Source organism: Synechococcus sp. UW106, assembly GCF_900474015.1.
In the GTDB taxonomy this organism is placed as follows: Bacteria; Cyanobacteriota; Cyanobacteriia; order PCC-6307; family Cyanobiaceae; genus Parasynechococcus.
In genome coordinates this window covers 551,796-577,720 of sequence record NZ_UCNV01000009.1, presented here as the reverse complement: position 1 = coordinate 577,720, position 25,925 = coordinate 551,796, and the positions used below count along the sequence as shown (strand labels likewise).

Here is a 25,925-nt window from a genome sequence, read left to right as displayed (position 1 = left end):
TTTAAAAGTGAGAAAATCGTATTTCGATAAAGATAATGGTTTTTCTCTCATAGAGCTAATTGTCGTCCTTGCTGGGCTTGGCATTTTGTCAAGCCTTGCAATTCCTAAAGTTATAAATTACCTTAATTACGCCCGTGTTGACGAGGCAAAAGCACTACTGAATAGCGCTGCAGCAGATTGCCTTCAAGATTTTCGCAGAAAAGGGAGAGAAAGCCTAGAGGACAGTGTTGACGAGAATATCCTCAGCAAGGATCGACTTGAAAGTACAGGTTATAAATTCCTGGACATTGAAAGCACCAGCAATTGCGGGAACACTCTGATCAGAGCCATCTCCCCCAAAGACCAAGAGCACATGCCCGATCTTGGCTTCACAATTAGCTCAGAAGGCAGACTAACAAAAGTAGCGAGTACAGAATATGTTGACACCAGTCATGCAGCTATTACTGCCAAAGGATGGGCTGGGATAAACGTCACAAAATCAGAAGACCTTAAAGACCTGATGGATTACAACTTAGAAATTCAAGATGCCAAGGCAAGTTGCCTGAATACATTCGACACTTGGCTGAAGAACACTGGTGATGGGAGTTTCAATACCTGGAACGACGCTGCAAACAGTGGGTGCCCCACAAAGCCACCAAAGGTTGTGAATAACAACTGCACAACAAACGGCTGCAATAAAAAAATGTTTTATCTAGACGGGGAGTTTTGCGGAACAGAACCAGAAGATCACGAAAAGTGCATAAAGGACAAGCTTGGAGCAATATGCGCAGAAAAGCTACAGCAACACAAAATAGACCAGACAACAAGCTCATCATCACGACCCACAACAATTACTGAGTGCGGCAATAAAGAGTATTGGTTCTGCAAAGGTGTCAACAAGGGATCAAAGGCAGGCCTAGAAACCTGCCTTCGAGAAGACGAAGAAGCATTATGCGTCTCAAAGCAAGAGGAAGCGAGAGAGACAGGGCATACCGGAAAATTTGGACCATTACCTGGCCCTGGAAAATGCTCGGAAATCAAATGGGTCTGCGAAAACACATTTGTAAGTGAGCAAGATTATTACATCAACTGCGACACACCGGCGAAAGAACCTCCAGCAAAGTGCTCTGATGTTTTGAAAACAGTGGATTTAGACTGCTTAGAATATGAATTGACAGAGACATTGATTCAAAAATGTCAGCAGAGGCCGATGCTCGGAGGATCTAAGAATTGCGGAGAGGTTGGGAAAGGCAGGCCATCAAACCGCAAAGGGTGGGACAAGTTTCCCGCCTGTGCTCAATGGGCAAAATGCATGGGGCTCCAATAGGACATGTATATTTTCAAGCTAAAGAATAAATCCAGAAAGCATCACATGCATACTAAACAACAAAGCAAGATTGCACTACAAGTCTGATACGACATGAGCAATAAACACGACGCTCGAAATATACGATCATTGGTCGACAATTTATTTGCTCTACAATGGTGCCGAGAAAATATCGTTGTGCCTCTTGGTATTGAAAGGAATCAAGCAACAGGTACCGAGAAAGTTACAGTCGCTGTAGGAAACTTTAGTTATCTGGGTACAATTGGCGACTTCATCAAGAGGCGTGCCTCAGATGCCGGACTCGAATGCCAATTTATTGAAAAAACGCCGGAGGATATTCAAAAGATTCTGGATGAAGCAGCACTGCAAAGGGTCATCAGCGGAGAGAACCTTCTAGAAGACTTTGAATTCAGCGATGAGTCCATCCTGGATGCTCTACAAGATGCAGATGAAGAAGGATCCGCTGGTGGGTTCAACTTCGACTTTGACGATAGCGACGAACAAATCATTGAAGAGCAAGCCCTAGATCTGTCGATCGAAATGCTAGGGACAAAAATTCAACAAGCAGCAGCAAAGATCCTTATCAGCGCATGCAGAACAGGCGTCTCAGACATTCACGTCGAACCACGACAAGATAATTACAAGGTTCGCGTTCGCCTCGATGGGGTTATGCAGAACTATGTGACAATGCCGCGTTCCGCCGGGATCAAACTCACCGCCTGCTACAAAAACATGGCGAAAATGGATATTGCAGAACGCCGTGCATCTCAAGACGGCAAGATCCGGCGTCGTTTCGAAGGCCAGGCTATGGAATTTCGCTGTGCAACAGCTCCAGGGAAACATGGGGAGAAAATGGTATTGCGATTCCTCAACAGCAACCCAGACATGTTGAGTCTTGACACACTAATAAGTAACGACAAAGTACGACAAGACTTCCGCTCCATACTCAATGAAGCAAACGGACTCATCATTGTTTCAGGACCAACGGGCTCAGGAAAATCTACTACTTTAGCTTCAGCACTCCGAGAAAAAGACAGCGGAGAAGTAAACATCGTAACCGCAGAAGATCCGATCGAATATGATCTTGGAGGGAATATTCAACAATTTCCAGTCATTCGAGCCAAGGGGCAAACCTTCTCCCAGCTACTTCGGACCTTTCTCCGGCAAGACCCGGATGTCATCCTCATTGGCGAGACCCGTGATCCAGAAACTGCCGAGTCATCGATGGATGCGGCTGAAACTGGTCACCTCGTCTTCACCACCCTTCACGCCAATAGTGCTGCCAGCTCACTGACTCGCCTAATGGATATGGAAGTGCCGAGCTACAAGCTCAATGCATCTTTACGCGGAGTTTTAGCACAGCGGCTCTTACGCCGCGTCTGTCCAGAATGCAGTGTTGAACGAGCGATTAATGATGCAGAAAGCTATTTCACCGGTCTGCAACCAGGTACACCAGTTCGTTTTGCCACCAGCCTAAGCGCTGAAGAAAAACAAAAACGCAAACAAGAAGGCAGTCTCTGTGCCAAATGCGGAGGTAGTGGCTACAACGGGCGTGTCGGCACCTATGAGCTGATGAATATCAACAGCAGCATTCGCGAATCGATTAAGAAGAAAAAAACAACCCATGAAATTGAGCAAGAAGCAGTTCAATCGGGGATGCTCACGCTGAAACGGTATGGGGTTGAACTCATTCGCGAACAGCTTACGACCATTTCCGAATTGCAGAAAATCTGTAATACTGAAAACTAGGGATTCATTTGAGAGTCAACATGAGCCTGGCACGCCAGATCGTTAACTTTGCAATCAAAGCAGGCTCATCAGACATTCACCTTGAAGAAGGTTCGCCAATTGCCCTACGAGTTAACTCGGATATACGCATTTTAGAAAATATCTTGCATGAGGAAGATATGACAAAGCTCCTCCTTGAAATCGTAGGAGAGGAAAAGCTTCAACAGTTTCAGAAAACTGGCGACCTAGACACCTCAATGGGTATCGAGGGGCTATCACGCATTCGAATCAACGCCTACATTGCCAACGAACGGCGTTGCCTCACACTTCGAATCCTTTCGGATAGTTTACCTCGCTGGCAAGATCTAGGACTGCCCCAGCCCTTCATTGATCTGACTCAGAAACATCGCGGACTGGTGCTATGTACTGGCCCTACAGGCTCTGGGAAATCAACCACTCTGGCAGCTTTCATTCATTGCATTCTTGAAACTCAAAAGCGTCACATCCTCACCATTGAAGATCCTATTGAATTCGAATTCCAACATTCTCAAAGTTCAATTATTCATCAACGCGAAGTCAAACGCGATACCCAATCCTTTGCCTCAGCACTACGAGCTGCTCTGCGGGAAGATCCCGATGTCATCTATATCGGCGAAATGCGCGATTTAGAAACGATCCAACTTGCGATTACAGCAGCAGAAACTGGCCATCTTGTCTTGGGAACACTGCACACCTCATCAGCAGCCAAAACAGTAGAGCGAATCGTTGATGTCTTCCCCGGTGATCAACAAGAGCAGGCTCGCCTGCAGGTTTCAACGTCTCTCCTGGGAATCATGTCCCAGACCTTATGCAAAAACACCAGTGGCAAACGCTCCCTGGCCTATGAGCTTTTGGTGAATACTCCAGCTATCGCCAACCTGATCCGAGAACGAAAGGTCAGCCAAATTTATTCTCAATTACAAACTGGTAGCAAAGAAGGTATGAACACTCTTGAACAATGCCTACTCGACTTGGTCAACAGCGGAGCCATCACACAAAAAGAGGCAATTAGTAGGGCTTCCAATCCAAAAGCAATTTTGTCAGAGGCTAATTAAGCATGGCCACCTATGGAGCTCAACCCCAATCTAGAACACAATCTGATGTAAACATCAGATCATCAGAAGGACGCAAGCAGGTTAAAACTGGTGTCTTTGCTGATCTGTTCAGCAGTCAACCATCTCCTAAAGATTTAACAGTACCGCAAAAAGATTTGCTGGTATTTTTTCGACAATTGGCCGTTATTTTACAAAGCGGCGTTCCACTAGCGCAAGGTCTGCTTCTCATTGCTGACAACATGACGAACCAGCGCTTAGCTGGCTGCGTCCAGCACATTGCCGCCAGACTTAGCGCGGGTGAGGAGCTATCACAAAGTTTACGGTTATATCCCAAAGTCTTTGAACCCTTGGCCGTTGGCCTCATTGAAGCCGGTGAAGCCGGTGGCATCTTGGAAAAAGTTCTAGACCGAATAGCCCTGTTGCTGGAAGAACGGGCCAAAATCCGTGGACAAATAATCGGGGCGATGATGTACCCAGTAATCGTGCTACTGCTGGCCACAACAGTAAGCCTCGGCTTACTGATTTTCATCGTGCCCCGTTTCAAAACAATGTTTGATGGGATGGGTGCGGAGTTACCAGCCCTCACGACTTTTCTTCTGGAACTTTCGAAAGCAATCACAACATTACAGTTCGCGATTGGGGCACCCATCACTATGATCGTCATCACAGCTGCATTCAATCGCTACTACAGCACCAAACAGGGTCGATACATGATCGATATGCTGACCCTCAAAGTGCCGCTATTTGGTGATCTAATTTTACGGTCCGAAATGGCGAGCATGTCTGACACCTTGGCCACACTCGTCAATGCAGGCATTCCGATCGTAGAAGGATTACAGCGCTGCATTTCAGCCAGCTCGAATGAATTAACCCGCCGCACATTGCAACAAGGAATCAGCTTAGTTCAACAGGGGCAGGAGTTGAACTATTCCTTAGGGCGAAGTGGAATGTTCCCCAAACTTGTGATCTCAATGATCAAAATTGGAGAAGAGACTGGCCAGCTCAGTTTCATGCTAGAGAAACTATCTATTTTCTACAAGCGAGAAGTGGAATCCACCGTGTCTTCCCTCACCAAAGCGATGGAACCTGCCGTGGTGTTCGTGGTGGCCGGAATCGTGGGGACCATTGTGATTGCACTTTATCTACCCATGTTCAGCTTGATCACCAACATGCGAGGTTGAACAATATAAAGAAATTGCAGCCTGCCTACTCATCCTGAAAACGCAACTCTCCCAACGACGAAGACTCTGAAGAATCATTGTTAGCAATCCTTGTGTGAGATTTCATTTGAGCTTTTTCAGGTTGTAATTGTGGCTCAGAGGGCTCCAATCCAGGAATCGCATTGATACTCGGCCACTCCTCCCCTTCATCACCCGCCACAGGCTCCTCAACCTCAGAAGACTCTTCTGCTTTAACACCCTCTTTCTTCTCCACTAAATCCAAACTCAAACTCGGCCACTTCTCTTCTTCTTCACTTTCGACAACCTCCTCAACAGCAGAAACCTCCTCAACTTTGACTGGCTCTTCTTTAACTAAAAACTCCTCACGAACGTCCATGGTTCCACTAGCAGGCGACAGCTGCGTGACCTCAACATCCAACGGCTCCAACTGTGAAGTACTTGGCTGCTTCTGAGCATCGACACTGGCTTCGACAGTCAAAGAGGGGAGAGGAGCAAGTTCCAACGATGTAGACACCTCCGGCAAACCGCAAGACAGCAACTGTTCCCGCGGAAGAAAGCCCAGACCCAAGCCCATCAATCTTGCGAGACCTGCTTGAACCAGAAGATCATCAGGGATGAAGCCAGCAACTCTGGGCATCAGTACCGGATTAAGTACGTTCACGTCACAATCCAATGCTTCATGGAACAAATCCTTAATCAGCGGATGAGCGCTATTGATACCGCTAAGACTCAGAGCGCGCACAACAGTTGAATCGGCCTGAGATGTCAACTCCGACATCACAGCTTCTACATCACGCAGAACAGCACGCAAATCCAACTCCGAAATCGGTAAATAGCGCTCATCTTTCAGCGTCATCTTTTCTGCTGAAAAGCCAGCCTCCAGAGCTTCCTTGCGCTGCTCATCATCCAAATCTGGTTCTGGAAAATCCCGAATAGCAGACAAGCGCTCTAATCGAATCGGGCCGTTAGGGCCCACAACACACAACTGCGAACAATCAGGCAACAACTCCAGAACAAGATGGAACTCCGACTCACGCAATCTGCTTAATTCATCCACCAAGAAGCGCAACAAACTGAATGGGCCAAGCTCAAGAGCCTGCAATTCAAACCCAGCATCACCCAACAGACTGATCACACGATCGATCAACATTTGAGGTATCGCCATCAGCAGATAGGGCTGTAAAGCAGATCCCTGCTGGCGAGGCAAAGGGTACAAATCAAAGTCCGTTTGCTCCAACGGGAAGGGCAATTGAACAGGGTTAGCCGGATTTCGAAGATAGAGATGTGCTTTTTCCGCAGTCAGTTCAGCAGGAAGTTCGACAATGCGCTGATAAGCAACATCAGGAGAGAGAACGACTGCTGCACGATGAGCAGGAATCCCCTTTTCTTGGCAGAGCGCTTTGAGTAAAGACGCCATCACGGCGGGATCGCTGGGGACTCCGCGTTCAAGCGCTTCTTCCGGTAAGGGTACCCTGCTGATGTGGCTGAAACGAATGCCATCCAGAGATGGCGCGGCTTCGGCATAACGCAACCCCGACGCACTGAACTCCAACAGCAGGATGCGCTTCGACAAACGACGACGCACAGACATCAACTGTGTACCCAGTTGACTGATATCAAGGCCAAAAAAAGTTTTGCCAACCAGAGGAGTTTCGGTCATCGGTTCAGCAAAAAGGACGAGGTCGACAAATGAGGCGACGTATAGGCAGGGTGGACGCGTTGAGCTGGGTCGGCAAGGCTTGTAGGACGTAAAGACCAGGCGTGGCCGAATTATTGGCGGGGTCAAGAAGATTCTCTATCGATGCCTCTCGTAACCCCGTTTGCCACAAACAAATGTGATAGCCACGGGGAAATGTAAAGACAGGGAGGTCAGGAATCTTGTCATTGGATGACCAGACGTATGTCGAAGCTGCAGGGGTACAAACCTCTTCGGGCAGAGAACCCAATGAACCCGAAATGGATTCGATGCGAGAACGATGAATTCCAGGTTGCACCAAAACCTGCTCCAATTGATCGAACAACACCTCAATCCGCTGCCGATCAATCAAGACACCATTCGCGACATCCTCCGTATTCTCATCGTTGCAGCGGCGAACGCCACTGACATCAACAGGGCATTCCGCTTCTCCCATAAAGCGCAAGGTGACCTCCATCACCGCTGCCACAACACCGGTAAAAATCACCATCATTGTGACTGCAAGGAGCAGCTCCAACACCGACATCCCCGAAGCAGATCGATCCTCAGATGTCATCTTTTCTCTTGTACTGCCTCGGAAGTTGGTCGATGATCTGGTCTTCAACATCATCGATCAACTGCAATGCAGAAGCACTATCACGCCCCTGTTCACGAAGTGATCGAGCGAGACTATCCAATAAGACTTGTTCATCATCATTCGTGGGATAACGACCTGCCGCCGTGAATGCATTCCCTACAACTTCGACAGCCAACAATAGAGAAGTAGTAGCCACCACCATGATCACAGCTCCAACAACGGCATCTACCATGAATTGTTCTCAACTTTTGGGCTCAAAACTGCATGTGGAGGCTCCACTCAAGACACACGAAAACAAGCGATAAGGAATTTGCAAATTATCTGGTGATGGATCCGGGTGAATGATCAATCGGTGGCTGCCGGATTGAAGAACACAAGCGTTAGCCCAGTTACCGGCTGAAGGGATGACACCAGCCTGAGTTAAACCCGTGAGGTCGGGCAATCGTGTTTCAGCATCTTCAACCACAGAATTACCAGCAGCACAACTTGCCGCACCAAGGAGGGAACTTCGACACAACAATTGAACACAGAGTGCAGTGCTCTGCAGAGATCGCCCAATAGCATCCAGATCAGCTTGATCATGCAGAAGGCCCAACATCTGTTGATCACGCTTACCAACTGCGTTGAGCTCACGATTTTGCTGATATGAGTCAACGGGCTTCAACAGCAAAGATTGTCCTGTCAGCGACAAACCCATTTCAACCACAGCCATGATCCCTGTCATCATCACCACACCCATCGCGGCGTAGAGATAAACCAAGGCTCAAAGAGTCATACTCACAACACTTTAAGTGGAATGGGATCACGAGGCACCATTTTCTGAAGCAGAGTTCACTGCTCCATAAGCCACCAGGGTTAAGCCAAGCCGAACCTGCATGGCCTCATCCTCAGAAGAGCGCGCTGCCTCAACCGACAAATCATCGGTGATGACAAAGACCTCCAGCTTTTCCAACGACTGCAGAAAAGCCAGAACATGGACAAAAGGCCCCTGCACCTGAATGCGGCCAGAACGCTTCTGCAAATCCTGCATCAACAAAGGGTCGCCAACAGGAAGATCCTCAGCGCCAGCGGCAGGTGCCTCATCACTCGGAGGCACGGGCACAGGGGCTCTCTCAACCGCCCCAGGCACGGTCGAGGTCACAACCACCTGATACTTGTCCGCTAAATCATTGAGCTGCGCCAGAAACGTTTCCAGCTCCCCGGTACCGGCAATCAAAGCCAGTAAACGCTTCTGCTGAGCCATCACCTCCGCCTGATCCAGGCGACGCTGAGCCAGGGCCTGAACCAACCCTGGGAGGGCGTCGCTTTTTTGTTCCAGTACATCAACCACTGATCGACGTTCACGCAACTGCACCATTTGCGGCGTGATCACTGCCGTCGCCAAAGTCGTTGCCAAAGCCAGACCAGCCAGGATCGGCACCACAAAGACCGCCCGTTCAGGTGTCAGCCAGACCGCGATGGGGCGATCGTTTCCTAACTGGAAGTTAGTCATTGAACCAAACCCTCCTGCATCAAGACCGCCATGCGGCGTGCCATCCCCTCCGAACCGAGGCGCGAAAGAGAGGTGCGCATTGCCACGGCTGCATCAGCCGCAAACCCTGCACGCAGGCTGAACTCAAGCGCCGCTTCTTCGGCTTGTCCGGCCACATGCGCATTCGCCAGTTCCACCAGCTCTGGTGCAAAAAAGCCTGAGGCCGACAATCGCAGCAGCAGCGCATTGACCAACCGCAGACCATTGGGCTGCTCTGCCGAACCACTGATCTCTAAAACATTGCCTTGCACCGTAAGGCGATCAAAAACGATCGATTCAGGCACCAGACGTCGAACTTCTGCCAGCACAGCCGAGCTGGAACGAACATCAGCCATGGCCTCGGCGATAGCGGCATTGGTGGACCGGCTCTGTTCCAGCATTTGCATGGCTGCGATCAAAACCTGGTCAACGCGATCGTGCTCTGCCGCGATCGGCTCCAAGCGTCTCTGCCGCTGCGCTAATTGACGGTCCTGCACAACAAAGAAGAGCACCACCAACAGCAGAAAAAGCGGCGCGACAGCTCCGATCAGACCGCCACGCCAGAGAAGCTCTCGAACAGGAATCACCTTGGGGTGTTCCAGGCCAAAGCGTTCACGGCGCTGACGTAACAGATCTAGATCGAGCCAGGCCCCTGCGCTCAAACCTCCACTCCTATCCACTGGTGCCATTCAATCGACATTCGCGCACCAATGCCATCAGCATGAAGGCATTGATCGCATCAGCCAAACCGTAATGCACATTTCGCATCGCAGTGTGGTCGGGTGTCTGGCAGGCGTTGCCCTCGGAATTGGCAGCACGGTCATCGTCCAGAGGTTGCAGGAACAACGCCTGCCTCAACCCGGCGAGTCGCAAAGTCGACCGATCCCAGCGCTGACCAGCCCGTTATTACTGAAGGGGGAGCCGGCATTAGGAGATGCCACCGCACCGCTCACCATCGTGGAATTCAGTGACTTCGAGTGCAGCTACTGCCGTCGCTTTCATGAGCAAGTCATGCCACAACTCAAAAGCGAATACATCGATACCGGTCTGATTCGCTTTGTCCACAAAGATCTTCCCCTGCCCTTCCACCCCCACGCCCTACCGGCAGCCGCAGCAGCACGCTGTGCTAGCGAGCAGAACAGCTATTGGGACTTGTACGCCGCCCTGTTCGACCAGCAAAACTGCTTGAACTGCAAAGGCGTCCTCGCCATTGCGGCCGAGGAAGAGCTCAACACAGCAGCCCTGCAGGCCTGCATGGAACGGAAGTCCACCGTGGCCCTGATCAATGCCAACCGCTCCGAAGCATCGCTGCACAACATCAGCGCCACTCCGACCTTCGTTATCGGTCCAACCCAAAGCGACGGCAGCCTGGACGGGCGAGTGATCGAAGGAGCCTTGCCTTGGAGCACCTTCAAATCAACCATCGACGAAGCCCTTCGAGAGGTGCCTCGGAACTAATCCAGGCTTGCCAACAACCGCATAATCCAAGGAGTTGTCATCAGCCATGCATCCCGCCGTCCGCGACGACCGGATCTGGTTCCAGAGCAACCCCGCAGCGGTCATCCGTTTTCGCGGAGCAGTTGCAGGGGAGTTTCAGGCCATCGCCGATCACGGCGTGGAAGCTCCAGTTTTCAGGCCCTCTTTTTGTCGATCCGAGACCCCCACCCGCTGGGTTGCCGTTGTGGATCTGATGCGCCTTGTCGACAATGGTGGAGTTGCCACAGGGGAGCCAACGGCGCGCCTACGCCTGAAGGTCCCCGCACTCCGCACTCCTGATCGACGCCGCCGCGCCGAGCAAGAGTTGAAGAAAGCCGTCGCTGCGGAACTGCTCGCCAGCCTTGAAGCTGACTCCGGCACGATTGCCGCATAATCAGATCGACAAATTATCTTGCGGTCGATACAACGAAGCGACTGAAGCATCACTCCCATGGTTCCGCTCAGGCCACTGGCATTAGCGCTGGTTGCAGGATTCTTCGGGATCGCCAGCCCTGCCATTGCCAATGATGAGCAGGACTTAATCCAACTACTGGGAAGCGGTCAGTGCCCGGCCTGCCAGCTCAACGACGCTGATTTAACGCATGCCGACCTACGCGATGCAGACCTCAAGGGTGCGCAGTTACGACGCGCGAACCTGAGCCAAGCGCAGCTCGACGGCGCTGATCTCAGCGGAAGTGATCTCAGTTTCACCAGCCTTCAAGGTGCCTCGCTGCGCGGCACCGACCTACGAGGAAGCCGCCTGATCGGAACCGACCTACGCAAAACAGATCTCACCGGTGCACTGCTGGATCAACATGCTCTGGAACAGAGCCACTGGGTCGGAGCACGGGGTGTGGTCCAAGGGGCTCGTAGTCACGCTGGTCTTCACAATGCAGGAGTAGACGCAGCACAGGCCGAGCGATGGCCCGACGCTGAACAACTATTCAACGCTGCAATCGAGGCCAACCCGGATGAACCCCTGAGCTGGGTGGCACGAGGACTCAGCCGTGGTGAGCAGGGCAAAGATGATCTCGCTTCACGCGACTTCGCCCATGCCGGAGAGCTGTTTGCTAACCAAGGCGACATCGTTAAAGCCGATCAACTGCGAGAAGCCAGTCGGCGTGTCTACGACATCCAAAACAGCACCGATTCTCCCACCGGCAATGGCTTTGGCTCAGCCTTAATCAGTGGAGCACTATCTACAGCACAAGCCTTGGCACCAATCGCACTGAAGGCGCTGATGCCAATCACTCCATAAATTAATAGCCCTGCTGGACAAGCTCGCGACCTGCGGATGTACCCGGTCTATATCCATAACCGTAGGTACCACCGTTGTCGTCGTCGAGGATGGAAGGCGTCACGATGATGACGAGCTCATTTTTCTGACGATTAGAACTGGAGCTGCGGAACAGCTGACCGATCAACGGCAGATCACCCAGAATTGGCCATTTGCGAGCCAACTGACGATCTGACTCAGTAATCACACCGGTAAGGATCAAAGTCTGTCGATCACGAAGACGAATACGACCGGAATTGAGCTCTCGCTTGACGATATTAAAAATCTGAACTCCCTCCTGCTGACCCGCTGAAGTTGGAACTGATATTGCAGGATTTAACTTCATAGTAACAAAACCATTATCATCAATTTTTTCGACCTCAAGGTTCACAGTAAGACCAGCATCTTCGCGGGTATTAGTAAACTGAGTTGATCCATTTGCAGTGTCATTTTTGCTTACACCCGTGATCACATTCTCGCCAGAACGAACTACAGCCGTTTCACCCTCCTGTACCAGGAGAGTAGGCTGAGAAAGAGTTTTTGAACTCGAAGATATAATGACCGACTCCAGATAAGAGTAGAAAGAATTATCTGGATACTTGAAGCTATTCTGATCTCTCGCATTCACGTAAATTGGACGCCCTTTTTTATCAATTCTTGGTACCAGCTGCTTCGCAGCATTCGGATTCGAGTCAGGAATATAGACGGGACGGCCCTTCTCATCAAGAAGATCCGGATAAGTGACATCAGAACCTATTTGATTACCATTTTTATCAAAAATTGGCGTCACAATTCCATTTTTTACGTCTTTTGCAGCGATAACAGGATCCCTTACATCCTGCGCCTGAACTCTCGGCACAAACGATGGATATGTTCCAGGATTAACATATTCACTGCCATTATAAGTTCCCGACCCCAGGAGAGGCCCACCAGGCTTATACGCGCCAAAGTTCATATGAGCCTTGCCACTCTGGCTCACAATGAATGTATTCCCGATCTTTGCCGAGAAACTAGAATCAATACTCGCATCATTGTCAAGAGTTACATTTAAAATCTGAACCTTCACCGCAACTTGGCGCTTGCGCAGATCGATTTGCCTGAGATAACTCTCAGCAACACTGATTAATTTAGGATCCCCTATCAAAGTAATCGTATTTAAACGTGAATCGGTAGTCCCAATCAAACCGATCAACGGCCCAAAGCCAGAGCTATAAGTCTCAACAGAGCTGGAAACTGAAGCAGTTGGATCATTCGATCCACCCGAATCAGAGCTTTCACCATCATCAGAAGACTCCTCAGAAGCTGCTGCTGTTGATGTACGCGTTACCGTGATCGCAGCCCCAAGATTACCTAGATATTGACTTGCAGACTCCACATCCACCTGATTCATCCGGAACACTTTCGACATCTGCGGGCCAAAGCTTTTCGCAGAAATAGCTGTTCCCACAAGCAGAGTGTTTCCATCCAGCCGGCCTTGCAATCCTGACGACATCAAGACGCTGTTCAAGGCACGGTCGTAACGCTCATCACGAAACGCCATGGTGACAGGGTATTGACTGCTATCAACGCCTTCAGCAGTCGGGAGATCGGCACCGCCAACAAAGACAAAGCCATACCCCCCAAGGCGAGCCAACGACATCAGGGCATCCTTCGCCGGAGCATTATTCAAGGTGAGAGAAACCGGCGGACCACTTGCCGTAACAAAGCTACGATTGTTTACCAACATCGTTCCAACAGCCATATCACCGAGCGGTGGTGCTACAGCCCGTGGACGTATCGGCGGGGCCATCACTGGCTGTGCAACTCGGCCGGGACGACGCAAATCCAACGAACTGGTTTGACGCGTCTTGGATGCACCTGTGAGGCCGCTAAACCGAAGCACTAAATCATCTCCAGTGGCCAAGATCTTTGGCTTCGGCAAAACAATGCCCGTAACGGATTTAACCTCCAACCGATAGGCAGAACCAGATCCACGAAGACGAACACTGGCCAAACCCATCTCTGGCATGGACACCTGTTGCGCCACCTCGTCAGTCGACAACCCATCATCCGAACCGGTAATTTCCCCCCGCCAATTGGTGTCGGTGCTCCGCTCTTGAACAACCCGAGCGCTATCACCAATGCCGGTCAGCATCACATCAAGATGTCTGGGCTCCTTTCGCAACTTCAGGGAGACCCGAGACACGCTTTGCGCCAAAACCGCTCGCTCGAGCAATAGCGAGTCCACCAACCCCTGACCAGCCAGACCAAGCATTAAGAAGAGCGGAAAAAGACGCCGGGAAGAGGGGGTCACCAAACAAAAACCGCTCGAGTGCCTGAACTATGGGCAGATGGTATCAATGAGATCTGGAGACCACCAGACTTAAGTGGGATCTTCGTTGGAACTTGGCGCAGTTGGACGATCAGCAGGTTCAGGAACTAAGTCATAAAAACTCAATTGGAGGGTGAGCTTGGTTGCTGCGCTGTTCGGCCATGTTTCATCAGCAGCCTCTTGAGCAAGGGCCTGAAGTGACAGTTCACTGCTTTCGACCAGCAACTCCAACGCTTCCATGCGTTGCAAAAAGGCTTGCAAACCGCCGTAGGAGCCGCTGACTTCAAGCGCAACAGATGACTTGCGATAACCAAGAGCCTGCAAGGGATCTTGCGGCAGCTTGGTTTTCCCATTGGATTGCTTGTTGTTCCGGCGGGATTGCCTCTGCCGAGACGCCGAGGGAGGAGCTGCCGTTTTGAGCGGTTCATAGCGCTGCATCTGCACAGCCGATGCCACAGCCTGCTGATTCAACAGCGCCAAAAAGGTCTGCACACTGTCACTCCCGGCCAGCAACCCAACCAAAAGAGCTTGCTTCTCTTCAACCGCCAACAGTTCAGCCTCCGCTTGAGGGAGCTGGCGTTCCAACGCAGAAAGACTGAGTTCAAGGCTGAGCAAGGCATCTCGCCTTGCCTCCAAATTTCGCACTTGTTGAACAGCAGGCAATACCGCCAAGAGCACAACAGCAGCACTCACCACAACACCAATCCCAAGGGGCAGACCCACCAACAGGCGCCCCCGCGTCAGCCATCGCTGTCGTGGGGGCGTCAACAGATTGGTCATGGCAACACACCTTCGTCTTGAAGCAACTCCAAACGACGAGCCACGCCTTCGGCACCAAGGCCACGCAACTGTGCCGTTGTGGGTTTGCTTGTTCGATCGAGCTTGGCCTCGAGAGTGAACGCAATCAGTCCATCCTGATTGGCCTGAGCTTTCACCACAGTTGTTCCATCGGGGAGCATGCCCGACAACGCTTCAAGGTTGAGATCCAAGGCATTGATCCGTTCAAAGGCATCTCTTCCTTGGGCTTCCCCCTGGATCGCCAACTTGGATGGGTTGGCGTCGACCGACACAAGGCGTACACCCTGAGGCGTGACCTGTCGCAACTGCTCCAACAACGCCGACCCCGAACGCAGCGCCACCAATTGTTCGGCGATGGATTGCGTCTGCTGCTCCAAGGTGGACCGGCGCGAGGTCAGCGCTTTGAGCCGTGCCTTGGCGTCACCAACACGCTTCTCCACAGCATTGAGGGCAGCGACCTCGCCCTGCACCACCTGTTGACGATGCTGCAATACCAACACGGCGAGCAACGACAGCATCATCAACACCACCGCACTGATGCCCCCCTTCAAGAGAAGGGACAGCATTGACGGAACCGGTGCCGGCTCAAACGGCAAGCCGAGCTCAACCCGGCGTTGCTGCAATAAATCCGGCTTGGGCCAAGCCTGACGCGCCGTCATCGCTCCTCCTCTTGCAGAGCCAACAGCGCCAAATGCTGAAAGGGTGAAAGCGCATCAACAACAGCGGCTTCATCCCACGATTCGGCCAAAGCGGGCAAGGGCTGGTTCAAGCAGCACTCTCCTGCCGCACCATCAACCAGAGACAACCACTCATCGACCTGCTCCACCTTCACCGAAAACCACCATCCAAGTGGTGGTGGCGTGGCCACATGGGACTGCCACGCAGCAACACAGGCCCGAATCTCGCGTTGACAGGCAACAGGTTCATCCGCTTCAAGGAGATGGTCAACCTCAGGAACCCTCTGGCGGAGCAACACCAAACGAATGCTCTGCTCCTCCACCACGAGCCAAGCCAGGTCGCCCTGCCACGACTGCGTGAGTTGCTGTAGGGCCCGCTGGGCTGCCGTCAGAGACCAATCAACGCGGCGCAGGGGCAAATCAGCGAGTTCAGCAACCTCACTCCACCCTTCAATCAACGAACGGGGCACACCCACCACTGCCAAAGCGTCCTGCATCGGCGAGGACGTGATGTAACTCTCAGCAAGATCAAACGGCAGGTCGACAGACGGCAAGGACGGGGGCAACACGCCAGTCGCCCCATCCAATCCGTAGCCGTCGACCACGCACCAGGCAGCAGCGCGCAGGGGGAGACAAAGAACAAGTTCTGCCCCGGGAAGATCGCAGTCAAAGATCAAATCAGCGATGAACTCACCAACCGCTTCCCGTTGCAGCGGCACACCATCACGACACACACCATCGGGCCAGTCGACAACGCGTTGCCAGCAACGCTCCCCTTTGTCCCAACAACACACCAAGCGCGTGTTGGTCACCATGATCAACACCGGCTTGATCTCGACAAGCCGCCGCCAAGCCAAGCTCAATGCTGTGAGTTGAGGCAGCTCAGCGAGAGCAGGCAGTGGCACACAACTCTTTCCACTGTCTTCATCCTATCGACGATCACTCGCTTGAATCACTCTCCCAAAGAGACATTCAAAGGCACAACATCAAGGAATGAGATGGCTTTGATGCATCCAGTTCAGTCCTGCCAGGGCAAACCGCTGCCGGATGCCTCCGCAATGTTGCGGAGGCCATGGCGATCCAACTGCAACAGCAGACCCTCCAGAATCCGCGGCACCAGATCCGGCCCCTGAAAGATCCAACCGGTGTAAAGCTGCACCAGGGAGGCACCTGCGGTGATGCGCTCCCAGGCGGCTTGCGCGGAGTCAATCCCACCCACGCCGATCAACGGCAACGCAGGGCCGGCGCTAGCCCGTAACCGGCGAACCACCTCCTGAGCCCGGTGACGCAGGGGGGCACCGCTGAGGCCACCGGCCTCCTCCGCCAGAGTGCATCCCGTCTGAGGCAGACGCCGTTGCTCCAGGCCAAGCCGATTGAGACTGGTGTTGACAGCGATCACGCCAGCTAGGCCTTCCTCAAAGGCCAGGCGAGCAATGGCATCGATCGACTCATCGTCCAAATCCGGCGCGATTTTCACCAGCAGCGGAGGGCAAGCCGCCAGGCGTCGCAGCCGCTCCACAAGCCGTCGCAGCTGAGTGGTGTCTTGCAGATCCCGCAGCCCGGGGGTGTTGGGGGAGCTGACGTTGATCACTGCGTAGTCCGCCAAATGAGACAACAACTCCAGGGAGGCCGCGTAGTCATCCGGAGCCTGCTCCAGGTCTGTGATCTTGGATTTGCCGACATTGATCCCCAGAACAGATGGACGACGACCCGGCGGGTCCAACCGTTGTCGCTCCAGGGTTTTCAACAGCGCCTTGGCACCATCGTTGTTGAATCCCATCCGGTTCAACGCTGCCTGTTCTTCCGCCAAACGAAACAGGCGTGGTTTGGGGTTACCCGGCTGGCCATGCCAGGTCACCGTGCCCACTTCGGCGAAACCAAAGCCGAAGCGATCCCAGATGCCAGCCGCCACGCCGTTTTTGTCGAATCCCGCTGCCAAGCCCACCGGGTTGGGGAAACGACAGCCAAACAACATCTGCTCCAAGCGCAGATCACGCCGTTGCAGATCTGCCGCCACGCCATCGAGCACCGTGGACACCCCTGGCCAACGACGCCGCAGGCTGGCCTGAGCCAGCGCCGTGAGCGCTGTACGCGAGAGCTGTTCAGCATCCAGACCGTCGTCTCGCGCCAAGATCGGGCCAAGCCAACGTTGATAGAAGGCACCGCTGCTGAGCGGTCCGGCCGAAGAGGACGGCGACATGCTCTGCCTCAGGACTGTCCTGATCCTGCCTCGCGGCGTTGCAGGGTCCAGCGGCCATCCTCCTGGGGATGGACAGTCCAGTCCCTCCAGATCCAGCTCTCCCGCTTGGTTTCCAGCTGTTTGAACGGCTGTTCCACCAGCTGCGCCAGCTCCAGCAACGACAGGCTGTATCCGCCCTTCGCCAACCGATCCGCCAACTCCAATCGTGACAACAACTGCAGCAAAGGCTTGGGAGCGGCCTCTGGAGCAGCCTCCGCAGACAGCGGCTCAGATGATCCCTGCTGCAGGGCTAAATCTGGCTGGACGGCATGGGAGAACGCCACAGCGATGCGATCCACCCGTTCATTGTCTGGATCGCCGCTATGGCCTTTGACATACCGCAGCGGAACGTCATCCAAGCGGGCGGCATCCAGGGCCCTCCAGAGATCCTGATTGAGCACTGGCTTGCCGGCAGCCGTCTTCCAGCCTTTGCGCTTCCAGCCTTTGATCCAGGAGCCCAGCCCATCAATCAGGTATTTGCTGTCGGTGCGCAGGGTGAGGTCCGGATGACGGGGCAGCTGCTCAAGGCGTTGCAACACCTCTAAAGCCGCCTGCAATTCCATGCGGTTGTTGGTGGTGTCGGGCGCATGGCCCCCGAATTCCTCAACACTGCCGTCTTCGAAACGCAACAACGCGCCCCAACCTCCCGGACCTGGGTTGCCGCTGCAGGCGCCGTCCGTCGCTGCAGCCACGACACGTCCGCGTCCTTCGGCCATTGATCTGTCCCAACACGGTTCGGTACAACACGGTTTCTGGCGTCACCGTGCATGAGCCGAACCTACCTGCGGGCTGCCGGCCTGACTGCCGTGGGGCTGATGGGCGCTGGCCTACCGCAGGAGGGCGCGGCGCGGCCCCTGTTTGAGAGCACAGCAGTTCCACAGGAGCGCTTCGCTGTACTTGCACAACCCGTTGGGAGGGCCCAGTGGAAATTGCTGGTTCTGGAACAAATCAAGCCCCAACCGCGCTGCTGGACGCCACGCCAGGACGGACTGGTGGAGCCCAGCCTGAATCGCTTCGACTTCACCAGACTCTGCAAGCGCTACCTGGACAGCAATGGCTACTCGTTGCGCAGCGGTGAACAAGATCTCGGAACCCGCTTCCGCTTCCGTCTCAAACAATCCGGCGCATCACTGAAACTCGAGGCCCTCGACCCCCAGCAACGGGCACCACTCCTGGTCGGGCAGGCCCCTGTCCACCGTCGTGAACCCAACGGATTCGTCCCCCTGCAACTGGAACCTGGCTGGGCACTGGAACGGCGCGTTTACCAAGGCCGCAAACTGAACCACCTGTACTTTGCCCACAAGGCACCGGTGAACCTGCTCCTCGCACGGGCCAGCAGTCATGGCCAACGTTCCGGATTCAGGCGATTGGGAACGCCGATGCCACCGGTTGCACCACCTCCCCTCCCTGCCGCAGGAGCAACGCGCAGAAGAGCAGGTCGAACAACAGCCAGCCGCATCGTTAGCAGTGGCCCGATTCGATTGCAGGTGATTCCCTACGCCCGTTGACGGCAAACCGGCACAGTGCCAGTCGAGAGAGCGACCAGAAAGGGGCTGACAATCAAATCCTCGCTCTTAGTTTGCGTTTGTGTGAGGAGTGCAGAACGCCTCTTCAGGGTCGAAACAAGGACAGACTCCTGAACACGTTCCTCTCGACAAAAGCTCCGCCTTTGGCGGGGCTTTTTTGTTGGCAACCGAAAAACATAAAAAAAACCGGCCCACAAGGGACCGGTAGCTGAGCGACAACAAGCAGGGGAGAGGGGCATGCCCTCTCCCAAGGCGATCACTTGAGGGTGACCTTGCCGCCTGCTTCTTCGATCTCTTTCTTGAGAGCTTCGGCATCGGCCTTGGAGATGCCTTCCTTGACGGGCTTGGGGGCAGCTTCCACCAGAGCCTTGGCATCGCCGAGGCCGAGGCCGGTGGCGTTGCGGACGGCCTTGAGGACCTTGATCTTGGCTGCAGCGTCGAAGCTTTCGAGGATGACGTCGAATTCAGACTTCTCCTCAGCGGCTTCGCCACCACCACCACCACCAGCGCCGGGGGCAGCCATCACAACACCAGCAGATGCTGCGGCAGACACACCGAAGGCCTCTTCGATCTGCTTAACGAGCTCGGAAGCTTCAAGCAGGGAGAGGGATTTCAGCGATTCGAGAATTTCGTCGGTTTTTGCAGACATGGTTTTGAAAGGGGAAGCAACAGATCAATGAACAGTGGTCTCGGCAGAGCCGAATCAGCCTTCGCCGCCTTCGGCGTGCTGCTTGAGCGCCCTGGCCATACCAGAGGGAACCTCGTTGATGCCCACAGCGACCTTCGTGGCCACGGCGTTGATGGCACCGGCGATCTGAGCCATGAGCTGCTCCTTGGAGGGGAGATCAGCAATGGCTTTGATCTCGTCCTGCGACAGAAGCTTGCCTTCGAAAAGGCCGCCCTTGGTCTCGGACTTTTTGAGTTCCTTCTGGAAGGTCTGAACGGCCTTCACACCAGCACCAACATCGCCCTTCACCAGGACGAAGGCATTGGTACCGGTCAGCAGGGAGTCGAGGCTGGCCCAGTTGCTGTCGCCATCAATGGCACGGCGCATCAAGGTGTTTTTGGTCACCTTGCAAACGCTGTCGCTGGCCCGCAGACGATCCCGCAGGTCAGACATCTCCTTGATGGACAGGCCCTTGAAATCAAGGACAAGTGCCAGTTCGGCGTCGGCGAGGAGCTCCTTGAGCTCTCCGACGATCTGCTGCTTGTTCTCCAGCGTGCGGCCCATAGGGATTGGATCGGATCAAAGGAACAAGCTGGGCACACGGCCGATCGAGTCTTCTGAACGAAGACGAGGCCGCGTGCCGATCCAACCCCGAATGGGACAAAACCGTGTCGCGTCTGCCTCGGCAGGGATTACATCTCTGGGAATGACTGACGTCATATCCAGGGACATCCTGCTGTCTCTGGCCGGGCGCGTGCCCGATTTGGCTTTCGCCAAAGGTTGAGTGTAGAGGAGAGCCTGATCAGCTCCCCTGCTCAATGTCCTGTAGGGCAGAGAAATCGACCTCTACGGAGGGGCCCATGGTGGAGGTCACATACAGGGACTTCCAGTAACGGCCTTTGGCACCACTGGGCTTGTTGCGGTCAATGGTCTCTTGCAACGTCTTGAGGTTCTCAAGCAGGGCCTCAGGACTGAAGCTGGCCTTGCCGAAACGGACATGGACGATGCCGGTGCGGTCGGCACGGAATTCAAGTTTGCCGGCCTTGAATTCCTTAATCGCAGCCGCAAGATCCGTGGTGACGGTGCCCGCCTTGGGGTTGGGCATCAAGCCGCGGGGGCCAAGGACTCGGCCCAACTTGGCCACCTTGGGCATCATGTCTGGGGTGGCGATCAGCAGGTCGAAATCCATTTCGCCCTTGCTGATGGTTTCCACCAGTTCTTCTTCACCAGCGAGTTCAGCACCCGCGGCCTTGGCTTCAGCCACCTTCTCACCACGGGTCACCACAGCGATGCGCACACTCTGGCCGGTGCCATTGGGCAGGGCCACGGTGGTGCGCAGCTGCTGGTCGGTGTACTTGGGATCGATGCCGAGGCGCACATGGGCCTCCATCGTCTCGTCGAATTTCGCGTTGGCGTTGTCCTTCACCAGGGCAATCGCCTCGAGGGGGGCGTAGGCACGGTCCTCGATCTTGCCGGCCAGGCTGGCCAGGCGCTTAGAGATTTTGGGCATGTTCAGAGGTGGGGTTCAGGCGACATCAGCGATGTCTCCCCCGAATGGGTTGGAGAAGAGATGCAGCGACGTCAGTCGCTGATGGAAACGCCCATGTTGCGGGCGGTGCCTTCGATGATCCGCATAGCGGACTCAACGCTGGTGCAGTTGAGGTCAGGGAGCTTGGTCTTGGCGATTTCCTCGAGCTGAGCCCGACTGATCGATCCAACACTGCCCTTGGCAGACTCACCGGATCCCTTTTGGATCTTCGCGGCCTTGGTGATCAACACCGACGCCGGAGGCGTCTTGGTGATGAAGGTGAAGCTGCGGTCTTCAAAGACCGAAATCTCCACCGGAATCACATAACCGGCCTTGTCCTGCGTCCGAGCGTTGTACTCCTTGCAGAACATCATGATGTTCACACCGTGCTGACCGAGGGCAGGGCCCACCGGCGGCGCGGGGTTTGCTTTGCCGGCATCTAGGGCCAGCTTGATCACAGCTACGACTTTCTTGGCCATCGGCTGGGTGGTTTGGACAGCTGCGGATCACAAGACCCTCGGGTCTGGTGCGGCGGAATGGTTGCCCACTCCTGAGGCCGCCCTCCGCAGGGAGACGGCCGCCGCATGGATCAGTTCTGTTTACTGATCTGAGAAAACTCCAGTTCAACCGGTGTCTCTCGACCAAAGATGGAAAGCAGGGCCTTGAGCTTGTTGCGCTCGCCGGACACCTCGATCACCTCTCCCTGGAAATCCTTGAACGGACCCGATGTAACAAGAATCTGATCGCCTTCGGTCAGATCCACCTTGACGACGGTCTTCTTCTCAGCCGCCCGCTTGAAAATGCGATCAACCTCAGACCGACTGAGGGGACGTGGCTTGATGTGACCACGGGCCTTACCAGTGGCACGGCGGTCCTCAGCACCCACGAAATTGATCACGTTCGGGGTGCTTCTCACCGCCATCATCGTGTCCTCATCCAGCACCATCCGGACGAGCACATAACCGGGGAACACCTTTTCCTCAGTGGACTGACGGGTGCCGTCCTTCTTCAGCTTGACGGCAGGCGTCTGGGGAATCTCAATTTCAAGAATCCGATTGCTCACCCCCAGGGTGACGGCACGCTGCTCAAGGGTCGCCTTGACCTTTTTCTCGCAGCTGGAGGCCACCTGAACGGCATACCAGCGGGCAATGGCCGTGTTGGCGACAGCTTCCAAAGGCAAGGTGCCAACTTCCCCCTCATTCGGGGCTGGCAGATCAAGCACCTCAGGGGCGTCCGGTGTGGTCAGGTCGTCGGGCACGGCGAGAAAGGTGATATCGAGTCAGCGGAACACCTGGGACGAAGCCCACCCAAAGAAGCGACTGACAGCCGCAATGGTGGCCGCCGAAAGGCTGACCATCAGGATTACAGCGATGGATTCGCTGAACAATTGCTGGCGGCTGGGCCAAACCACGAGTTTCAGCTCATCAACCGTGTCCGCCAGAAATCCACCGGATTTGGTGGGATCGGCGGCGGCCTTTGAGCCTTCAGATGTGGTGGTGTCCTCAGAGATGGGGCTGGTCACGGGGATGGGACCGGAAGTTGACAACGGTGCCGGCTGGCACTTCGCCAAACAACCACCCTACCGGATGCCCTCAAACTCCCATGGGATCAAAGACCAAGGAATCTGCACCGGCCTCTCCCAACCGCACCGTCACACCACTGGCACCGGTAAAGCGTTCCTCGAGCAGCAGCGTGGAGAGCGGATTTTCCAGCTGGCGCCGCAACACCCGTCGCAGTGGCCTCGCCCCGTACTCGGGTTCATAGCCCTGACGGGCCATGGCCTCGGCGACAGCATCATCCACAAGAAGAGCAAGACCCTGCTCGGCCAACAGGGCGGCGAGATCTTGCAGTTGCAGCTGAACAATGCGCACCAGATCAGCCACCTCCAAGGGGCGGAAACGAATCACCTCATCGATACGGTTCAGGAATTCAGGCCGGAACTGACTCGACAGCGCTGCATCCACCTGCTGTTGAAGGGCTGACTCGTCCGTGGATCCCGAGCGGGCATGTTCCAGGATCGCCGGGCTGGCCAGGTTGCTCGTCATGACGACCACGGTGTGGCGGAAATCGACGGTGCGGCCCTGGGAATCGGTGAGTCGGCCGTCATCCAGCACCTGGAGCAGCAGGTTGAACACATCGGGATGCGCCTTCTCCACTTCATCGAGGAGCAGCACCGCATAGGGACGCCGCCGCACAGCCTCGGTGAGCTGCCCGCCTTCCTCATAGCCGACATAGCCGGGAGGAGCACCGATCAGCCGAGCCACGGCGTTGCGCTCCATGAACTCACTCATGTCGAGGCGAACCAGCGCCTCCTCTTCATCGAACAACGACGCTGCAAGCGCCTTGGCCAGCTCGGTCTTGCCCACGCCGGTCGGCCCGAGGAACAGGAACGATCCCACCGGGCGACGCGGATCCTTCATGCCTGCACGGGCACGGCGGATGGCAGCAGCAACGGCGATCACCGCCTCGCCTTGGCCAATCACCCGTTCGGCGAGATGGGCGTCCAATTGCAGCAGCTTGCGGCGCTCACCCGCCAGCAGCCGCTGCACAGGGATCCCGGTCCAGCGGGCCACAAGATCAGCGATGTCACCGGCCTCCACCTGCTCGCGCAGCAGAGCAGTTCCGGAGGTCTGCGCCTCCGCCTGGGACGCCTCCAGTTCATCCCGACGCTGCTGCACCCGATGCAATTGGTCGTACTGCAACCGGGCCGCTTCCTCGAGGTCGCCATCTCGCTCGGCTTCAGCGATGGCATGGCGCAGGTCTTCATCCTGCTGAAGCAACTGGCCGAGTTCCTCCAGCTGACCACGCTCCTCCTGCCAGCGTCGCCGCAGATCGTCCAATCGCGTCGACACTTCAAGCCGGTTGCGCTGCAACTGAATCCGCTCCGATTCAGGCGCTTGCTCAGCAGCGAGCAATGCCAGTTCAACGCGGCGTAGATCCGCCTCGGCTTCCTCCACCACCTGCGGCTTGGAGGTGACCTCCATCTTCAGTTGTGCCGCCGCTTCATCGATCAGATCAATGGCTTTGTCCGGCAGACAGCGGTCGCTGATGTAGCGATCGGCGAGACGGTTGGCGGCCTGAATGGCTTCATCGGTGATCGTGACGCCGTGATGAAGCTCGTAGCGCTCCTTCAGGCCCCGCAGAATTTCGAGGCTCAACTCCAGATCTGGCTCCCGAATTACCACCTGCTGAAAGCGGCGGTTGAGGGCAGGATCCTTCTCCACCGTGAGCCTGTAATCCTCCGGCGTGGTGGCGCCGATGCAGCGCAAATCACCACGGGCGAGAGCAGGCTTCAACAGGCTGCCGGCATCGGTGCTGCTGCGATCGCTGCCAACAACGGTATGGAGCTCATCGATGAACAACACCACGCCGGAATCGGAGCCGCTCACCTCCTCAAGCACCGACCGCAGGCGTTCCTCGAACTGACCACGGAACTTGGCGCCGGCGATCAAGGCCCCAAGGTCGAGAGCCACAAGGCGCAGACCCTGTAGAGATTCCGGCACTTCACCCGCCACGATCCGCTGGGCCAACAGCTCCGCAATCGCTGTTTTGCCAACGCCGGGTTCACCGATCAGCACCGGATTGTTTTTGCTCCGGCGTGAGAGCACCTTGATCAAGTTGCGAATTTCGGAATCGCGACCGATCACCGGATCGAGGCTGCCCGCCTCTGCTTCTTCGGTGAGATCCCGCCCATAGGACTCCAACGCCGTGGGCTGCTGCGGCGCAGGCTCTGGAGAGAGGACGGGCGCAGCGGCCTCGGGGTCAGGGGAGAGAAGAGTTGCGTTGGGAGGAGCCGACGCACGGGGCTGACGGGACGATGACGGAGCGCGGGCCACCCGTTGGCGGCGTGGAGCCTCCTGGGGGGGAGAGGCTTCAGCGGAACCCCTTTGGATCAGCTGCTCAAGCTCATCCGCTGAAACACCAAAGCCAGCAAATAATTCGGCACCGATCCGTGGATCAGCACCGATGGCCATCAGCAATTCCGGCAAATCGATGACGTCGCCATTCCAGCGCCGACGAATGGCATCGGCCGCATCGAGCAGCTGCTCCAGGTCATCACCAATGAACAACTCATCGCCGCGCCCAGAGGGCTGATCGGCCAGCACATCCTCCAATCGATCCAAGAGCGCATCGGTTGGGAGGGGCAATCCCTCCACCATGCGGCGGCAGGAGGGGTCGGTGAACAGCACCTGAATCAGATGCTCAACATCCAACTGCTCATGGCGCCAGCGACGGGCGACGTCCTGACCACTCAGCAAAAGATCCCAGGCCGCATCGCTGAAGCGATCCGGCTCGTGGGTGAGGCTGCCGTTCAACGCTGGGGATGGGGTCATC

The 25,925-nt window shown here is 55.1% G+C and carries 28 protein-coding genes; 9 read left to right on the top strand and 19 right to left on the bottom strand.

What is annotated here, in order from left to right:
- Positions 1–7 precede the first annotated feature (7 nt).
- The 4 genes from DXY30_RS10550 (at position 8) to DXY30_RS10535 (ending at position 5,309) form a co-directional block, all read left to right on the top strand.
- Positions 8–1,306, top strand: a complete 1,299-nt coding sequence (locus DXY30_RS10550) for a type IV pilin protein (RefSeq protein ID WP_115094870.1) — start codon at positions 8–10, stop codon at positions 1,304–1,306.
- A gap of 93 nt (positions 1,307–1,399) precedes the next feature.
- The gene (locus DXY30_RS10545; RefSeq protein ID WP_115094869.1) at positions 1,400–3,055 is read left to right on the top strand and encodes a GspE/PulE family protein; all 1,656 of its coding nucleotides are present in this window, start codon (positions 1,400–1,402) and stop codon (positions 3,053–3,055) included.
- A gap of 20 nt (positions 3,056–3,075) precedes the next feature.
- A complete protein-coding gene (locus tag DXY30_RS10540) occupies positions 3,076–4,128 on the top strand; it encodes a type IV pilus twitching motility protein PilT (protein ID WP_115094868.1) in 1,053 nt (350 codons plus the stop codon).
- Positions 4,129–4,130: 2 nt separating this feature from the next.
- Entirely contained in the window at positions 4,131–5,309 is a 1,179-nt protein-coding gene (locus tag DXY30_RS10535) for a type II secretion system F family protein (protein WP_115094867.1), read from the top strand.
- A gap of 25 nt (positions 5,310–5,334) precedes the next feature.
- Here DXY30_RS10535 and DXY30_RS10530 read toward each other — a convergent pair whose 3' ends face one another.
- The 6 genes from DXY30_RS10530 to DXY30_RS10505 are packed head-to-tail and all read right to left on the bottom strand — an operon-like array spanning position 5,335 to position 9,781.
- Complete coding sequence (locus DXY30_RS10530) at positions 5,335–6,969, bottom strand: hypothetical protein (protein WP_115094866.1); 1,635 nt, start codon at positions 6,967–6,969, stop codon at positions 5,335–5,337.
- A 4-nt stretch (positions 6,970–6,973) separates the two neighbouring features.
- Complete coding sequence (locus DXY30_RS10525; RefSeq protein WP_137006845.1) at positions 6,974–7,522, bottom strand: hypothetical protein; 549 nt, start codon at positions 7,520–7,522, stop codon at positions 6,974–6,976.
- Between the two features lie 28 nt (positions 7,523–7,550).
- On the bottom strand, positions 7,551–7,814 hold the full coding sequence (locus DXY30_RS10520; protein ID WP_115094864.1) for a hypothetical protein: 264 nt from the start codon (positions 7,812–7,814) through the stop codon (positions 7,551–7,553).
- 9 nt (positions 7,815–7,823) lie between these two features.
- Positions 7,824–8,342 carry a hypothetical protein gene (locus tag DXY30_RS10515; RefSeq protein WP_137006843.1) on the bottom strand — a complete coding sequence of 173 codons (519 nt, stop codon included), beginning with the start codon at positions 8,340–8,342 and terminating at the stop codon, positions 7,824–7,826.
- 42 nt (positions 8,343–8,384) lie between these two features.
- Positions 8,385–9,074, bottom strand: a complete 690-nt coding sequence (locus DXY30_RS10510; protein WP_115094862.1) for a hypothetical protein — start codon at positions 9,072–9,074, stop codon at positions 8,385–8,387.
- Positions 9,071–9,781 carry a PilN domain-containing protein gene (locus DXY30_RS10505; protein WP_115094861.1) on the bottom strand — a complete coding sequence of 237 codons (711 nt, stop codon included), beginning with the start codon at positions 9,779–9,781 and terminating at the stop codon, positions 9,071–9,073. Before DXY30_RS10505 ends, DXY30_RS10510 begins: the two co-directional genes overlap by 4 nt.
- A gap of 64 nt (positions 9,782–9,845) precedes the next feature.
- Between DXY30_RS10505 and DXY30_RS10500 the strand changes: the two genes are divergently transcribed.
- Genes DXY30_RS10500 through DXY30_RS10490 form a run of 3 tightly spaced genes read left to right on the top strand, consistent with a single transcriptional unit; the run spans position 9,846 to position 11,826 of the window.
- Positions 9,846–10,550, top strand: coding sequence for a thioredoxin domain-containing protein (locus DXY30_RS10500; RefSeq protein ID WP_115094860.1), 705 nt, complete (start codon positions 9,846–9,848; stop codon positions 10,548–10,550).
- A 46-nt stretch (positions 10,551–10,596) separates the two neighbouring features.
- On the top strand, positions 10,597–10,962 hold the full coding sequence (locus tag DXY30_RS10495) for a hypothetical protein (protein WP_115094859.1): 366 nt from the start codon (positions 10,597–10,599) through the stop codon (positions 10,960–10,962).
- 57 nt (positions 10,963–11,019) lie between these two features.
- Positions 11,020–11,826 carry a pentapeptide repeat-containing protein gene (locus DXY30_RS10490; protein WP_115094858.1) on the top strand — a complete coding sequence of 269 codons (807 nt, stop codon included), beginning with the start codon at positions 11,020–11,022 and terminating at the stop codon, positions 11,824–11,826.
- 1 nt (position 11,827) lies between these two features.
- On the opposite strand, the gene DXY30_RS10485 is transcribed toward DXY30_RS10490, so the two are convergent.
- The 6 genes from DXY30_RS10485 to rnhA all read right to left on the bottom strand — a co-directional run bounded on the left by DXY30_RS10485 (position 11,828) and on the right by rnhA (position 18,585).
- Positions 11,828–13,978, bottom strand: a complete 2,151-nt coding sequence (locus DXY30_RS10485) for a type II secretion system protein GspD (protein WP_244281361.1) — start codon at positions 13,976–13,978, stop codon at positions 11,828–11,830.
- 228 nt (positions 13,979–14,206) lie between these two features.
- Entirely contained in the window at positions 14,207–14,935 is a 729-nt protein-coding gene (locus DXY30_RS10480; RefSeq protein WP_115094856.1) for a hypothetical protein, read from the bottom strand.
- The gene (locus DXY30_RS10475) at positions 14,932–15,612 is read right to left on the bottom strand and encodes a PilN domain-containing protein (protein ID WP_115094855.1); all 681 of its coding nucleotides are present in this window, start codon (positions 15,610–15,612) and stop codon (positions 14,932–14,934) included. The genes DXY30_RS10480 and DXY30_RS10475 overlap by 4 nt, the downstream gene beginning before the upstream one ends.
- On the bottom strand, positions 15,609–16,535 hold the full coding sequence (locus tag DXY30_RS10470) for a hypothetical protein (RefSeq protein ID WP_115094854.1): 927 nt from the start codon (positions 16,533–16,535) through the stop codon (positions 15,609–15,611). Before DXY30_RS10470 ends, DXY30_RS10475 begins: the two co-directional genes overlap by 4 nt.
- 113 nt (positions 16,536–16,648) lie before the next feature.
- The gene (locus tag DXY30_RS10465; protein WP_115094853.1) at positions 16,649–17,830 is read right to left on the bottom strand and encodes a quinone-dependent dihydroorotate dehydrogenase; all 1,182 of its coding nucleotides are present in this window, start codon (positions 17,828–17,830) and stop codon (positions 16,649–16,651) included.
- An 8-nt stretch (positions 17,831–17,838) separates the two neighbouring features.
- Complete coding sequence (gene rnhA / locus DXY30_RS10460; protein ID WP_115094852.1) at positions 17,839–18,585, bottom strand: ribonuclease HI; 747 nt, start codon at positions 18,583–18,585, stop codon at positions 17,839–17,841.
- A gap of 51 nt (positions 18,586–18,636) precedes the next feature.
- On the opposite strand from rnhA, the gene DXY30_RS10455 reads away from it, so the two are divergent.
- Entirely contained in the window at positions 18,637–19,377 is a 741-nt protein-coding gene (locus tag DXY30_RS10455; RefSeq protein ID WP_115094851.1) for a DUF3747 domain-containing protein, read from the top strand.
- A 274-nt stretch (positions 19,378–19,651) separates the two neighbouring features.
- On the opposite strand, the gene rplL is transcribed toward DXY30_RS10455, so the two are convergent.
- The 4 genes from rplL to rplK all read right to left on the bottom strand — a co-directional run bounded on the left by rplL (position 19,652) and on the right by rplK (position 22,069).
- A complete protein-coding gene (gene rplL, locus DXY30_RS10450; RefSeq protein ID WP_115094850.1) occupies positions 19,652–20,044 on the bottom strand; it encodes a 50S ribosomal protein L7/L12 in 393 nt (130 codons plus the stop codon).
- A 54-nt stretch (positions 20,045–20,098) separates the two neighbouring features.
- Positions 20,099–20,626 carry a 50S ribosomal protein L10 gene (gene rplJ, locus DXY30_RS10445; RefSeq protein WP_006851480.1) on the bottom strand — a complete coding sequence of 176 codons (528 nt, stop codon included), beginning with the start codon at positions 20,624–20,626 and terminating at the stop codon, positions 20,099–20,101.
- A 238-nt stretch (positions 20,627–20,864) separates the two neighbouring features.
- Positions 20,865–21,572 carry a 50S ribosomal protein L1 gene (gene rplA / locus DXY30_RS10440; protein WP_115024548.1) on the bottom strand — a complete coding sequence of 236 codons (708 nt, stop codon included), beginning with the start codon at positions 21,570–21,572 and terminating at the stop codon, positions 20,865–20,867.
- Between the two features lie 71 nt (positions 21,573–21,643).
- A complete protein-coding gene (gene rplK, locus DXY30_RS10435; RefSeq protein ID WP_006851160.1) occupies positions 21,644–22,069 on the bottom strand; it encodes a 50S ribosomal protein L11 in 426 nt (141 codons plus the stop codon).
- Between rplK and DXY30_RS14610 the strand changes: the two genes are divergently transcribed.
- On the top strand, positions 22,062–22,196 hold the full coding sequence (locus tag DXY30_RS14610) for a hypothetical protein (protein ID WP_256359554.1): 135 nt from the start codon (positions 22,062–22,064) through the stop codon (positions 22,194–22,196). The genes rplK and DXY30_RS14610 overlap by 8 nt on opposite strands.
- On the opposite strand, the gene nusG is transcribed toward DXY30_RS14610, so the two are convergent.
- The 3 genes from nusG to DXY30_RS10420 all read right to left on the bottom strand — a co-directional run bounded on the left by nusG (position 22,180) and on the right by DXY30_RS10420 (position 25,924).
- The gene (gene nusG, locus DXY30_RS10430) at positions 22,180–22,848 is read right to left on the bottom strand and encodes a transcription termination/antitermination protein NusG (protein WP_115094849.1); all 669 of its coding nucleotides are present in this window, start codon (positions 22,846–22,848) and stop codon (positions 22,180–22,182) included. The two genes, DXY30_RS14610 and nusG, sit on opposite strands and share 17 nt — an antisense overlap.
- A gap of 21 nt (positions 22,849–22,869) precedes the next feature.
- Positions 22,870–23,112, bottom strand: a complete 243-nt coding sequence (gene secE, locus DXY30_RS10425) for a preprotein translocase subunit SecE (RefSeq protein WP_115094848.1) — start codon at positions 23,110–23,112, stop codon at positions 22,870–22,872.
- A gap of 70 nt (positions 23,113–23,182) precedes the next feature.
- On the bottom strand, positions 23,183–25,924 hold the full coding sequence (locus DXY30_RS10420) for an ATP-dependent Clp protease ATP-binding subunit (protein ID WP_115094847.1): 2,742 nt from the start codon (positions 25,922–25,924) through the stop codon (positions 23,183–23,185).
- Position 25,925: the final 1 nt, after the last annotated feature.